This is a genomic window from Bacillus sp. PK6-16 (genome assembly GCF_056530295.1).
Map to the genome: position 1 here is coordinate 949,419 of NZ_CP096511.1, position 14,063 is coordinate 963,481.

Below are 14,063 nucleotides of genomic sequence, written 5' to 3' on the forward strand. Positions count from 1 at the left end.
TATGGCTCGTAAAGTATTAGTAATGGGTGAAGTTCGTGATGGATCGCTACGTAACGTTTCTTTTGAAGCGGTAGCAGCAGCAAAAACAATTGCAGAAGGCGGTGAAGTAGTAGGTCTTCTAATTGGAGACAGCGTTGCCTCTTTTGCAAATGAATTGATTCATTACGGTGCAGATCGCGTTGTGACAGTTGAAAATGATAAATTAAAATCATATACATCTGATGGTTATGCACAAGCGTTTTTAGCTGTACATGCTGAAGAAAATCCAGAAGGTATCGTTTTTGGACATACAGCACTTGGTAAAGATTTATCACCAAAATTAGCAGCGAAGCTTGAAGCTGGTTTAGTTTCTGACGTAACTGCTTTAGAGGTTGAAGGTGGAAATGTTATCTTCACTCGTCCAATTTACTCTGGTAAAGCATTCGAGAAGAAGATTGTAACAGACGGCATCTTATTTGCGACAGTGCGTCCAAATAACATTGCAACTCTGGAAAAAGATGAGTCTCGCAGCGGTGACGTATCTTCTATTACAGTTGATGTGAAAGATTTACGTACAATCATTCAAGATGTTGTCCGTAAAACAGCAGAAGGTGTGGATCTTTCTGAAGCAAAAGTTATTATCGCTGGCGGACGTGGTGTGAAGAGTGAAGAAGGCTTTAAGCCATTAAAAGAGTTAGCAGACGTACTAGGCGGCGCTGTTGGAGCATCTCGTGGTGCTTGTGACGCTGAATACTGTGATTACTCATTACAAATTGGTCAAACTGGTAAAGTTGTTACGCCAGACTTATACATTGCATGTGGTATTTCTGGTGCGATTCAGCATTTAGCAGGTATGTCTAACTCAAAAATAATCGTTGCGATTAATAAAGATCCAGAAGCAAGTATCTTTAAAGTAGCTGACTATGGTATTGTCGGTGACTTATTCGAAGTTGTACCTCTTTTAACAGAAGAGTTTAAAAAGTTAAAAGTACATTCATGATTTAAGTACCCTTGAGTTCCAAGTGAAGTACCCCTATATATAGAAAAAGGTGAGAGATCCCCTGTCTCTCATCTTTTTAGTATTTAATCCGTATTTTTATATAGTATAAAGGAACATTTTTTTGTTACAATACATAACGATACATATTATTCGCCACGTATATAAGTTAATGATATACTCTTGGTAGAATATACTTGAAGGAGGAAATAAAATGGCAATTGTAAACGCAAATGACCAAAGCTTCGCAGCAGAAACTAGCGAAGGTGTTGTATTATTAGATTTCTGGGCACCTTGGTGTGGACCTTGTAAAATGATCGCTCCTGTATTAGAGGAAATTGATGCAGAACTAGGCGAAAAAGTAAAAGTAGTAAAAGTAGACGTTGATGAAAACCAAGAAACTGCTCGTCAATTCGAAGTAATGAGCATTCCAGCTCTTTTCGTATTAAAAGACGGTAAAGTAGTTGATCAAGCGTTAGGTTACAAACCGAAAGAAGCGTTAGTAGAATTAGTTTCTAAACACTTCTAAAATAAAAAAAGCTACCATTTGGTAGCTTTTTTTATTTTCTTTTTTACAGTCTTTCCGTTACAATAAAAGAACGTATGTTGGGTGTTTGGGCATAGTATGTTTTCAAGGGAAAATAAAAATGCTAAGTATGTGGAAATGGAGGGAGACGAGTGCACGAACATTTGAAAGAGAAGTTGGCTATTTTACCAGATCAACCTGGTTGTTATTTGATGAAAGATAAGCAAGGAACGGTTATATATGTCGGAAAGGCAAAAGTGCTTAAAAATCGTGTGCGCTCGTACTTTACTGGTTCACATGATGGGAAAACACTGCGGCTTGTAGGAGAAATTGTTGATTTTGAATATATTGTAACCTCTTCGAATTTAGAAGCACTTATTTTAGAGTTAAATCTAATTAAAAAATATGATCCGAAATATAATATTCAATTAAAAGATGATAAAACATATCCTTTTATTAAAATTACGGCGGAGAAGCAACCGCGCTTACTCATTACTCGAAACGTAAAAAAGGATAAAGGGAAATATTTTGGTCCTTATCCAAATGCACAATCTGCTCATGAAACGAAAAAACTGCTAGATCGTATGTATCCACTTCGGAAATGCACGAATATGCCAGATAAAGTTTGTTTGTATTATCATATGGGTCAATGTTTAGCGCCTTGTGTGAAAGAAGTGACGGAAGAACAAAATAAAGAAATTGTAGATGAAATTATTAAGTTTTTAAATGGTGGACATAAAGAAGTTCGTTCAGAACTAGAAATAAAAATGTATGAGGCCTCAGAGAAACTAGAGTTTGAACGTGCAAAAGAGTTGCGTGATCAAATTGCTCATATTGATGCGATTATGGAAAAACAAAAGATGATTATGAGTGACTTAGTAGATCGTGATGTGTTTGGATATGCAGTGGATAAAGGATGGATGTGTGTTCAAGTTTTCTTCGTTCGAAAAGGAAAGCTAATTGAACGTGATGTTTCTATGTTTCCAATTTACGATGAACCAGAAGAGGGTTTTTTAACGTTTATCGGCCAATTTTATGAAAACAGTAGTCATTTTAAGCCGAAGGAAATTGTCGTTCCAGGAAGTATAGACTCGGAATTAGTAGAGCGCTTTTTAGAAGTGGAAGCGACGCAGCCGAAACGTGGTAAGAAAAAAGACCTTGTAGAATTGGCAAATAAAAATGCGAAGATTGCTCTTGAAGAGAAGTTTTACTTAATTGAACGTGATGAAGAACGAACGATTAAAGCGGTAGATCATTTAGGGAAGCAGCTTGGGATTGAAACGCCGTATCGTATTGAAGCGTTTGATAACTCAAATATTCAAGGAACAAATCCCGTTTCTGCAATGATTGCTTTTATCGATGGGAAACCGGCGAAGAAAGAGTATCGAAAATATAAAATTAAAACGGTTCAAGGGCCAGATGATTATGAGTCTATGAGAGAAGTTGTGAGGCGCCGTTATACAAGGGCGCTTAAAGAAAATTCACCTTTACCTGATTTGATTATTATTGATGGAGGAAAAGGCCATCTAGCGGCTGCGAGTGATATTTTAGAGAATGAGCTCGGATTATATATTCCGATGGCAGGTCTTGTAAAAGATGATAAACATAAAACCTCCCATTTAATTATTGGGGATCCACCGGAACCTGTGATGCTTGAGAGAAATAGCCAAGAATTTTATTTATTGCAGCGTATTCAAGATGAGGTGCATCGATTTGCGATTACATTCCATCGTCAATTACATGGGAAATCTGTCATTCAATCAGCATTGGATGATATTCCAGGAATCGGTGATAAACGGAAAAAGGTATTGTTAAAACATTTTGGTTCATTAAAGAAGATGAAAGAAGCTTCTATAGAGGAATTTGTCGAAGCGGGTATGCCGAAAAATGTCGCGGAGACGATTTATACGTATTTAACAGATAAGAAGACGTTGTAGTTTACAACGTCTTCTGTTTTTTGGTATAATTTCTGAAGATTTAAAATAAACTCATCTGAATGAAAATACAAAAAAGTCAACTAAACTGATATGTCTAGTTGACTGTAGGTAATGCTTACACTTCAATGAGATCTTTTATATCCCATTTTACAAGAAATGTAATAGAGTCAGAACGTTTTTTCTTTTCTTCGTATGACTCTGCAACGACGTTCCGTTGCTTTTGGATTTGTTCAGCGATGAATCCGGCTTCTAGTTGATAAGAAGAATGTCGTTTTTGTTTTTGACGTTCTGCGATGAGTGTGCCTTTAAGTTGGAACTGCATTTCACGACGCTTATGTTCAACAATGCTTAAAGTGCCCCAGCCAGCCTTTTCAAAGAACTGAATGACTTCTTCAATTGTTTCTAGCGGATATTTTCTTGCAAGGTTTCTACCAGACCAGTATAAAATACCATCTAAATCGTTGCCGATTAAATCAGGTAGTAATTCTTCACGTAGCAATTCATAAGCGAAGGCGTTCAATGAAACATCTTCTAAAGATGTTGTATCGATTGTATTTTTACTCACAATATTCCCCTCTTTCTATAGGGATTATTATATAACATTTCACATTTATAAAAACAGATTTTTCTTTAGGAAAATCTGAATATATAAGAAGAAAAAAAGAATTGGCAAATTATATGCAAATTATGTATACGTTTTCTTGACGCTTCGACAAAAATAGGAGTAAAATGAACTTGGTATCAAATTATGCTGAAATATTTCGAATAATTTTTTCAGTTTTTCTTATGCCAATAGTGAAAAAACATTATTGTCATAAACTAATCTGAAAACAGCAGTCAAACATTCAAGGGGGGTAATGGGGACATGAAAGGCCGCGAGTATACGTTTCGTAAGTGGCACTCATTAATGGGGGTCATCCCGGTTGGTGTCTTTTTGACGCAACATTTAATTGTAAACAACTTTGCAACACGAGGAGCAGAGGCTTTTAACAAAGCTGCAGGCTTTATGGAGCTCCTTCCATTCCGGTATGCGCTAGAAATTTTCATCATCTTTTTACCGATACTGTACCATGCTATATATGGCTTATATATTGCATTTACAGCTAAGAACAATGCGGTTTCTTACGGTTATTTCCGTAACTGGATGTTCGTCTTCCAAAGAATTTCAGGTATCGTTACGCTGATCTTCATTTCTTGGCACGTCTGGGAAACTCGTATTCAAGCAATGTTAGGTAAAGAGGTAAACTATGATATGATGGCAGATATTTTAAACAATCCAGCTATGTTTGCATTCTACTTAGTTGGTGTTGTTTCAACAATTTTCCACTTTGCAAATGGACTATGGACATTCTGCATCAGCTGGGGAATTACAGTATCTCCACGTTCACAAAGAATCTCTACTTATGTAACATTAGCTATTTTCTTAGGTTTATCTTATGTAGGTGTGAGTGCATTATTAGCGTTCATCGATCCACAGCTAGCAAACCAGTAAGGAGTGGGAGAGCATGAAAGGGAAACTTATAGTAGTCGGCGGTGGCTTGGCTGGCTTAATGGCAACGATTAAAGCGGCAGAAGCAGGAGTAAATGTTGAACTGTTTTCTTTAGTACCAGTAAAACGTTCACATTCTGTATGTGCTCAGGGCGGAATTAACGGTGCCGTAAATACGAAAGGTGAAGGGGATTCTCCATGGATCCACTTTGACGATACAATTTATGGTGGGGACTTCTTAGCGAACCAACCACCAGTTAAAGCAATGTGTGAAGCAGCACCTGGTATCATTCATTTAATGGACCGTATGGGTGTTATGTTCAACCGTACGGAAGAAGGACTTCTTGATTTCCGTCGATTTGGTGGAACGCAACATCACCGTACAGCATTTGCTGGTGCAACAACTGGACAGCAATTACTTTACGCATTAGATGAGCAAGTACGTCGTCACGAAGTAGCAGGACTTGTAACGAAATATGAAGGTTGGGATTTCTTACGAGCTGTTGTTGATGATGAAGGTGTGTGCCGAGGAATCGTTGCACAAGACTTACAAACTATGGAGATTAGAAGTTTCGGAGCAGATGCCGTGATTATGGCAACAGGGGGCCCTGGTATCATTTTCGGAAAATCAACAAACTCCATTATCAATACAGGTACAGCAGCTTCTGCTGTATATCAACAAGGCGCATATTATGCAAACGGTGAGTTCATTCAAATTCACCCAACGGCAATTCCTGGAGACGATAAATTACGTCTTATGAGTGAATCTGCACGTGGTGAAGGTGGACGTGTTTGGACATATAAAGATGGTAAACCATGGTACTTCTTAGAAGAAAAATATCCGGCTTACGGAAACCTTGTACCTCGTGACATCGCAACGCGTGAAATCTTTGATGTTTGCGTAGAGCAAAAACTAGGTATTAACGGTGAAAACATGGTGTACTTAGATCTTTCTCATAAAGATCCAAAAGAACTAGATATTAAACTAGGTGGAATTATTGAAATCTATGAGAAATTTACAGGGGATGATCCTCGTAAACTACCGATGAAAATCTTCCCAGCTGTTCACTATTCAATGGGCGGACTATGGGTTGATTATAAACAGATGACAAATATTCCAGGTTTATTTGCAGCAGGTGAGTGTGATTATTCTATGCACGGTGGTAACCGTCTTGGTGCGAACTCACTATTATCAGCAATTTATGGTGGTATGGTAGCAGGACCAAACGCAATTGAGTATATGAAAGGTCTTTCTAAATCATCTGATGCTGTTTCATCTACTGTATATGAGCAAAATGAATTAATCGAAACAGAGAAATTTAACAATATTTTAACGATGGATGGTAACGAAAATGCGTATGTTCTTCATAAAGAGCTTGGAGAATGGATGACAGATAACGTTACAGTAGTTCGTGAAAATAAAAAATTATTAGAAACAGATGCGAAAATTGAAGAATTAATGGCTCGTTACAAACGTATTAACATTAACGATACAGCAAGATGGAGTAACCAAGGTGCTTCATTTACACGCCAACTTGCAAATATGTTTGAGTTAGCACGTGTTATTACAATTGGCGCATATAACCGTAATGAGAGCCGTGGGGCGCATTACAAACCTGAATTCCCAAATCGTGATGATGCAAACTTCTTAAAAACTACGATGGCAAAATTTGAGGGAGAAGGAAATGCACCAGCATTCCATTACGAGGACGTTGATATTTCGTTAATTAAACCGCGTAAACGTGATTATTCTTCAAAACACGATGTAGCTGCTAAGGGTGAAGAGAAGGGGGATAAACAACATGTCTGAGAAAACAATCCGCCTCATCATTACGAGACAAGACGGGCCAGATGCGCAAGCGTTTGACCAAGAATTTGAAATTCCATATCGTCCGAATATGAATATTATCTCAGCACTTATGGAAATCCGTCGTAATCCTGTTGATTCAAAAGGGAACCAAACAACTCCGATTGCATGGGATATGAACTGCTTAGAGGAAGTATGTGGTGCATGTTCGATGGTGATTAACGGAAAACCACGTCAATCATGTACGGCACTTATTGATCAATTAGAGCAACCAATTCGCTTAAAACCGATGAAGACATTCCCGGTTGTACGTGACTTACAAGTTGATCGTAGTCGCATGTTTAATGCTCTAAAACGCGTTAAAGCGTGGATTCCAATTGATGGTACGTATGACCTAGGTCCAGGACCAAGAATGCCTGAGAAAAAGCGTCAATGGGCTTATGAGCTTTCAAAATGTATGACATGTGGTGTTTGCTTAGAATCATGTCCAAACGTAAACAGTAAGTCTGACTTTATTGGACCAGCACCGTTATCACAAGCTCGCTTATTCAACTCACATCCAACGGGTGAAATGCATAAAGCAGATCGCTTACGTGCAATTATGGGAGATGGAGGACTAGCAAACTGTGGTAACTCTCAAAACTGTGTGCAATCATGTCCGAAGGGTATTCCTTTAACAACTTCAATTGCGGCATTAAACCGTGATACAACAATTCAATCGTTCAAAGATTTCTTTGGTAGCGATAATAACTATTAATAAATATTGCCTCTTCATATCGAAGAGGCAATATTTATAACTATATTTTTCTGTTTATTCTGTTTATTTCAAGGTGAAAAGGAGAGATAACAATGAAGAGGATTTCTTATATTGAAGACTTTGAGCAATGGGAAAGTGGTTTTTCGTTTTACAACCCTGTAAAGGTTCGTTTTGGTGAAGTAGATATGTTTGGACATGTAAATAATGTCGTTGCGTTTACTTATTTTGAAGAAGCTCGTATTGCGTTGTTTAAAGAACTTGGATTTATGCAAGAGTGGACACATGCATCATCAGAAACGATGATCGTTGTTGCGGATTTACAATGTAATTTTATTAAGCAAATATATTTTGATGAACAGCTGAAGGTGTATGTAAAGGCAGGATCGGTCGGGAATTCTTCTTTAGATTTACATTATATGGTGAAGAATGCAGCAGGAGAGATTTGTTTAGTAGGTCGTGGAATGATGGTTCAAGCTTCGAAAAAAACAGGAAGAGGCGAACCATGGCCTGAAGAATGGAAGAAGAAATTACTACAATAATAGAGTGAAAGAAAAATAAGAGAGCAATTTGCTCTCTTATTTTTTGTCTTCCATCGCTTCTTCTAATGTTAAGTGATGTTTATATAGGTATGTAGCGTATGGATTACCAACGTAGCGTAAGTGCCATGGTTCATAGGCATATTCTGTTGTATCTGTTTTATCTTCTAAGTAACGAATGACAAAGCCGAATTCATGAGCATGTTCCGCGACCCATTTTCCTTCTGCTGTCTCTCCGAAGATAGGCTCTAATTGAAATTTAGCTGATTTTGAACTAATATCCATTGCTAAACCCGTTTGGTGTTCACTTGTACCAGGAATTGCGCTTACCGAATTAGCTTCGGCTTTTCCTTGACGTCTAACGTATGTATCATGCAACGATTTTTGGCGTTTGTATGAACGATAACCAGATACAGCTGTAAGATCAAGCCCTTCTTTTTTCGCAGCTTTGAACATGTTTTCAAGTGCCTCGGCAGCATCTTTGCGCAGCAATGTTTTTTCTTTATCTTTTGGACTAATAAATGGTACATTTGGTCTCGTTAAGTCTTCAGGAATGTATCCATCTGGTAGTTTTCGATGTTTATTAATTAAGACAAGATTAGATTTTGGATTTGTTACAACTGAAAAGTCATTGTCTATTTTCTTTGCATTATGATCAGCTTTTGGAAAAGCAGGAATCTCTTCTTTTTTATGGTTATTATGCTTTTGACTTTCGACAGCTTTTGCTTCATTATGTAGTGGTGTTTTAGAACCAAAGTAAGCGAAAGATGTGATCCCGATTACAATAGTAGTGGCAGAAATAATTATTATCTTTTTCATGATGCCTTGTAATCACAGTCCCTTCTTCATAAAATGTGTATTGTTTTTTTATTATAAATCTAGTTTGTTGGAAAAGGAATATAAGAGTCATAACGTAATAGAAATGCAAAGAAAATGTCAGAAAATGTGTGAATTTGTAGTATTTTTTTATATAATTCATTTCTTATCTTTCATGATTTGCATTTTTTATGTAATATATATACATAAGAAGATGTAGCGATTATCGAGAATAAAGAACTTCTTGTATAGACTAGGAGTGAATGGGAATGGATTTTGCAACAATTATTGGACTTGTTTTAGGATTTGTAGCAGTGGTAGTAGGGATGGTCGTCAAGGGCGCTGACGTAACAGCCTTATTAAATCCTGCCGCAGCATTAATTATTTTTATCGGTACATTTGCTGCAGTATGTATTGCATTTCCGATGAATCAACTAAAAAGGGTTCCAAAACTATTTAAAGTTCTTTTTGGTTCAAATAAAAAGGATTTAAGTTATGAACAGTTGCTAGAATTATTTGTTCATTGGACATCTGAAAGTAGAAAATACGGTATTTTGTCTTTAGAGCAACAATTAGACAAAATTCAAGATGAATTTCTTTTGCGCGGTATGAAATTTGTGATTGATGGCGTATCCGCAGAAGATTTAGAGCAGATTTTGGAATCTGAATTAGAGGCAATTGAAGAAAGACATGCAAAGGGAGCTGCTATTTTTTCACAAGCTGGTACGTATGCACCGACATTAGGAGTTTTAGGTGCTGTTATCGGTCTTGTAGCTGCGCTTGGTAACTTAACTGATATTGAAAAGTTAGGTCATGCTATTTCGGGTGCGTTTATTGCAACGATTTTTGGTATTTTTTCAGGTTACGTATTATGGCATCCATTTGCAAATAAGTTAAAGCAAAAATCTTCAGCTGAAATTGAGAAAAAACGTTTAATCATTGATTGTTTATTAATGTTACAAGAAGGTACATATCCGTTTATTATGAAGAACCGCATTTTAGGTGCACTTTCTGCAACTGAGCGTAAAAAGCTAGAAAAAGGAGCAGAAAAAAATGCGGAGTAAGAAAAATAGAAGAGGCAAAAAGAAAAAACATGATGAGCATATCGATGAAACGTGGTTAATCCCATATTCTGATATGTTAACGTTGTTATTTGCATTGTTTATCGTTTTATTCGCAATGAGTAGTATAGATGCTGCGAAGTTTAAACAGATGGCAGTTGCTTTTCGAAGTGAATTAGCTGGGGGAACAGGTAACAAAGAATTTTTAAGTGATCAAAAGCCAAATGATGAAAAAGAATTATCAGCAAGTAGCCTTGAGGCAGAACAAGCAAAAAAACAAGAAGAAGCTAGAGCTAAAGAAAAAAAAGAGATGGATGAATTGAAAGCATTACAAAAAAAGATTGATCAATATATTAATGAAAAACAATTATCTTCTTCTTTTCAAACTAAATTAACTGAAAAGGGATTAATGGTGACAATATTAGAAAATATACTGTTTGATTCGGGGAAAGCAGATGTGAAATTAGAATCTTTAGGGATTGCAAAAGAGATGTCTAGCTTACTTGTTTCAGCGTCACCTCGTGAAATTACAGTATCGGGTCATACGGATAATGTCCCTATTGCCAATGCGCAGTTTGCGTCGAATTGGGAATTAAGTACGCAGCGGGCAGTTAATTTTATGCAAGTATTACTGCAAAATAAAGAATTACAACCAGAAAAATTTAGTGCGATTGGATACGGAGAATACCGTTCAATTGCTCCAAACGATACACAAGAAGGAAAGGCAAAGAATAGACGTGTGGAAGTATTTATCTTGCCTTTAACAGAGAAAGTAAAATAAAAGAGGATGGCGAATGCCATCCTCTTTTATTTTACATCAAATGATTTTAAGTTGTCGCGACGGATTTTATCTTTTTCTGCATCTGATTTTTTGAAATCATAATCATATAAAGCGCCTTCCCAATCGCCATACATTGGATTCGGGAAAATAATGAATTTCTCACCAAATTGTGCTTTTGAATCTGCTACTGTTTGGTTACGATCTTTTACAGATTTTCCATCAAAACCTGTGAAATCAGATAAGTTATCACCGAAGAATAAGACAATATCATGGGTTTGAGAAACGAGTTCACGGCGTTTTTCTTTTCCTTTTTCTTTCGGATCTTGTAGTAATATATGTTCTTTCGTTGCTTGAGGAGCACCTACACGCTCAAGATTTTTAATTGTTGCATCTAGTTGATTCGTTTTACGATTTGAGATGTAGTAAATATCTACACCTTTAGACTCTGTATATTTTAAGAAATCAATTGCGCCTGGAAGGGCTTCAGCTTCAGCTTTGTTAATCCAATCATCCCATTTGTAAGGATAGCCTTTGCCTGTTTTTACGCTCATTGCCTGATGAGGACTGTTATCTAAAACAGTTTCGTCTAAATCAAGCACGATAGCAGGTTTTTTCTCTGTCCCTTTTGCAAGAATTGCATCAAGCTTTAATTGACCAATGTTGTACCCTTGGTAGTAAAGTGCTTTCGTTTCACCGGCTGTTTGATACCATAAATCAGCCATTAATTGTTGTTCTGTTAATTTTACTTTCTCTTCTTTCGCCACTGTTTTCTCTGGTGTTCCTGAACATGCTACAAGTGATGTAGATAGAACCGCTACAGATAATAAAGTGGTAATGCCCCTCTTCATCTTCATATGTATCCTCCTTGATGTTAGAAAATCATTTTATATTATATATTAAAATATAATATTTTTATATGAACATTTGCATATTGTCTTTTGTATATATAGTAGTATGTCCTATATTAGAAAGATGAGCAAAATAATAATAGTTGTTTTGACAAGTTTTATTGTCGTAATGACAATTATAATTGACAAAAAGAACTTTGTTATTTACAATTTTAACTAAATAGAACAAATGATGGATTCATGACGATGTTTACATATAAGAGGATGAAGCGTGGTGCTATATTTTGTCTTGAATAAACATAGTCTTTGAAAGAGAGTACGAATGATACTAAAGGGGAGGCTTTATACTTGAGTTTACAAATTCAAAACTTAACGAAACAATTTGGGGAATCAAAAGCAGTTAACGGTTTGCAAATTTCGTTACCAAAAGGTGAAGTACTAGGGTTACTTGGACGAAATGGTGCAGGGAAAACAACAACAATCAAAATGCTTCTCGGATTATTAACGCCTAATGAAGGTTCGATTACATGGGATGGAAAAGCATTTGGAAATAGTGGTGTAACAATTGGGTATTTACCAGAAGAAAGAGGTTTATATACAAAAAGTAGAGTAATAGATCAGCTGCGATATTTTGGTAGATTAGAAGGAATGTCGAAGAAAGAAGTGGATCACGCTATTGATCACTGGTTAGAGCGTTTAGCGATACCAGAATATAAATTTAAAACGGCTGGAGAGCTTTCAAAAGGGAATCAGCAAAAAATACAATTAATTGCTGCTCTTCTTCATAATCCGGAACTTCTCATTCTAGATGAACCATTCAGCGGCCTTGATCCAGTTAATGCTGGGATGCTAGCTAGTATTATTGAAGAACAAGTACAGAGCGGAAAGACGATTATTTTATCAAGTCATCGTATGGAACAAGTAGAGGCTTTTTGCCAACATGTATGTATTTTGAAAAAAGGTGAAGCAGTCGTAAAAGGACAGCTAAGTGATATTAAGAAAGAATACGGTTTCCGTAATTTAACGATTGAAGATACAGTAGAGAATGAAAAGGGATTAGAAGCTATACATGTATCGTATGAAAAACAACAAGGCCTTCTTTATGTGAAAGTACAAGACGATGCGGAAGCTCTCAAGATTTTGCAACAGTTGCAAGAGCAAGGTGTTAGCTTACGACAATTCAAAATGTTAGAGCCGACGTTAAACGAAATCTTTGTAGAGAGGGCGAAATAACGATGCGTAAATTTTCTCACGTATTTTCATTTTATTTTAGGGAAGCGTTTTTATCTAAGAAATCATTAATTACGAGTGCGATTTTATTTTTAGTTGTGTTTGGGATTTTTGCATTTAATCATTTTACTTCAGGCGATGATAAAAATAAGGATAAAGATAAAATTGCAGTTGTAGTAGAGAGTTCCACATATAAAGTACAAAAAGATGAGCTAAATAAGCTATTGCCATCAGCAAAAATAACAATTGGTTCAAAGGATGATTTTGATAAACTGCATAAGCAAGTAGAAGAAGGCGATTTAGATGGTCTATTCCATGTGACGGAAAAGGGTGGGGCTCCATCGATTACATATATGTATAATGGATTTCCAAGCCAAGCAACTTCTGCAATTATGGCAGGATATTTAAAGCAACAATATACGATGGTGACGATTGCCAAAAATAATGTTTCACCAGAAATTGCACAGCAATTACAAACAGAAATTCAAGTAAAGCAAGAAGCGATAAAAGATCGTACATCTTCTTTCGGAATTGCCTATTTCTTTACATTTGCTTTATATATGTTTATTGTAGCGTTCGGAAATACAATCGCAATGAATATTGCATCTGAAAAGGCGTCACGTGTAATGGAAGTAATGCTTCCGAAAGTGAAGCCTCTTACGATGTTGTATGCGAAAATTTTAGCGGTTGTTTCAACGGCGTTATTGCAACTTGTCATATTGGCGTGTGGTTATCTTATTCCATATTTGTTAGGCTGGGTCGATTTAGAAAGTGCCTCACTATTTGGTATTCCAATTGACTTTACGAAATTAGATGCAAAGGTTATCAGCATGTTTCTTGTTTATTTCATTACGGGATATTTACTTTATGCGATGATGTATGCTGCTGCTGGAGCTGTCGTGTCTAAGACGGAGGATTTACAAGCTGTATCTTTCCCGGTAATGATTTTAATTATGGCTGCATTCTTCATTAGTATTAAATCATTAAGTGATCCGAATAGTACTATCGTTGTTGTAAGTTCTTACGTTCCATTTTTTACACCGATGGTTACTTTTTCACGTATTGTAGCTGGTGAAGCAGGTATGCTAGAAATTACGATAACATTAGCAGTCTTATTGGCGACAATTGCGATATTAAATGCTGTTACAAGCCGCATTTACGTAAACGGCGTAATGAATTACTCAGATAAAGTGAAATTTAAAGATTTAGCGAAATTTATAAAGCGTCAATAATGAGAGAAAAGCATGATTTCCTATTGAAATCATGCTTTTTCTTTATGTATAAATTAAAAATAGTATA

General features: G+C 36.3%; 14 protein-coding genes. 11 read left to right on the plus strand and 3 right to left on the minus strand.

Annotated elements, in window-relative coordinates:
* Position 1: 1 nt before the first annotated feature.
* From etfA to uvrC, 3 genes are all read left to right on the plus strand, one after another.
* Positions 2–979: an electron transfer flavoprotein subunit alpha gene (etfA, locus tag M1D66_RS04890; RefSeq protein ID WP_000101945.1), complete on the plus strand. Its 978-nt coding sequence runs from the start codon at positions 2–4 to the stop codon at positions 977–979.
* Positions 980–1,190: 211 nt separating this feature from the next.
* A complete protein-coding gene (gene trxA / locus M1D66_RS04895) occupies positions 1,191–1,505 on the plus strand; it encodes a thioredoxin (RefSeq protein WP_001018943.1) in 315 nt (104 codons plus the stop codon).
* Between the two features lie 149 nt (positions 1,506–1,654).
* Entirely contained in the window at positions 1,655–3,439 is a 1,785-nt protein-coding gene (gene uvrC, locus M1D66_RS04900) for an excinuclease ABC subunit C (RefSeq protein WP_000544296.1), read from the plus strand.
* A 115-nt stretch (positions 3,440–3,554) separates the two neighbouring features.
* Here the strand turns inward: uvrC and M1D66_RS04905 are convergent, their stop codons facing one another.
* Entirely contained in the window at positions 3,555–4,004 is a 450-nt protein-coding gene (locus M1D66_RS04905; RefSeq protein ID WP_000042226.1) for a YslB family protein, read from the minus strand.
* A 300-nt stretch (positions 4,005–4,304) separates the two neighbouring features.
* Here M1D66_RS04905 and sdhC point away from each other — a divergent pair, with 300 nt between their 5' ends.
* The 4 genes from sdhC to M1D66_RS04925 all read left to right on the plus strand — a co-directional run bounded on the left by sdhC (position 4,305) and on the right by M1D66_RS04925 (position 8,031).
* Positions 4,305–4,931, plus strand: a complete 627-nt coding sequence (gene sdhC, locus M1D66_RS04910) for a succinate dehydrogenase cytochrome B558 (protein ID WP_000678354.1) — start codon at positions 4,305–4,307, stop codon at positions 4,929–4,931.
* Positions 4,932–4,944: 13 nt separating this feature from the next.
* Positions 4,945–6,738, plus strand: coding sequence for a succinate dehydrogenase flavoprotein subunit (sdhA, locus tag M1D66_RS04915; RefSeq protein WP_000676750.1), 1,794 nt, complete (start codon positions 4,945–4,947; stop codon positions 6,736–6,738).
* Positions 6,731–7,492 carry a succinate dehydrogenase iron-sulfur subunit gene (gene sdhB / locus M1D66_RS04920; RefSeq protein ID WP_001291827.1) on the plus strand — a complete coding sequence of 254 codons (762 nt, stop codon included), beginning with the start codon at positions 6,731–6,733 and terminating at the stop codon, positions 7,490–7,492. The genes sdhA and sdhB overlap by 8 nt, the downstream gene beginning before the upstream one ends.
* A 92-nt stretch (positions 7,493–7,584) precedes the next feature.
* Positions 7,585–8,031 carry an acyl-CoA thioesterase gene (locus tag M1D66_RS04925; protein ID WP_000822732.1) on the plus strand — a complete coding sequence of 149 codons (447 nt, stop codon included), beginning with the start codon at positions 7,585–7,587 and terminating at the stop codon, positions 8,029–8,031.
* A 36-nt stretch (positions 8,032–8,067) separates the two neighbouring features.
* On the opposite strand, the gene M1D66_RS04930 is transcribed toward M1D66_RS04925, so the two are convergent.
* Positions 8,068–8,847, minus strand: coding sequence for a M15 family metallopeptidase (locus tag M1D66_RS04930; protein ID WP_000720201.1), 780 nt, complete (start codon positions 8,845–8,847; stop codon positions 8,068–8,070).
* A gap of 266 nt (positions 8,848–9,113) precedes the next feature.
* On the opposite strand from M1D66_RS04930, the gene motA reads away from it, so the two are divergent.
* Together motA and motB are read left to right on the plus strand one after the other, a co-directional pair.
* A complete protein-coding gene (motA, locus tag M1D66_RS04935; RefSeq protein ID WP_000344863.1) occupies positions 9,114–9,908 on the plus strand; it encodes a flagellar motor stator protein MotA in 795 nt (264 codons plus the stop codon).
* Complete coding sequence (motB, locus tag M1D66_RS04940; protein ID WP_001256734.1) at positions 9,898–10,686, plus strand: flagellar motor protein MotB; 789 nt, start codon at positions 9,898–9,900, stop codon at positions 10,684–10,686. Before motA ends, motB begins: the two co-directional genes overlap by 11 nt.
* Before the next feature lie 26 nt (positions 10,687–10,712).
* Here the strand turns inward: motB and M1D66_RS04945 are convergent, their stop codons facing one another.
* Positions 10,713–11,540, minus strand: a complete 828-nt coding sequence (locus M1D66_RS04945) for a 5'-nucleotidase, lipoprotein e(P4) family (protein WP_000782767.1) — start codon at positions 11,538–11,540, stop codon at positions 10,713–10,715.
* 342 nt (positions 11,541–11,882) lie between these two features.
* Here M1D66_RS04945 and M1D66_RS04950 point away from each other — a divergent pair, with 342 nt between their 5' ends.
* Entirely contained in the window at positions 11,883–12,767 is an 885-nt protein-coding gene (locus tag M1D66_RS04950; protein WP_000058117.1) for an ABC transporter ATP-binding protein, read from the plus strand.
* 2 nt (positions 12,768–12,769) lie between these two features.
* Positions 12,770–13,996 (plus strand): ABC transporter permease, encoded by a 1,227-nt coding sequence (locus tag M1D66_RS04955; RefSeq protein ID WP_242555024.1) that lies wholly within the window; start codon positions 12,770–12,772, stop codon positions 13,994–13,996.
* Positions 13,997–14,063: the final 67 nt, after the last annotated feature.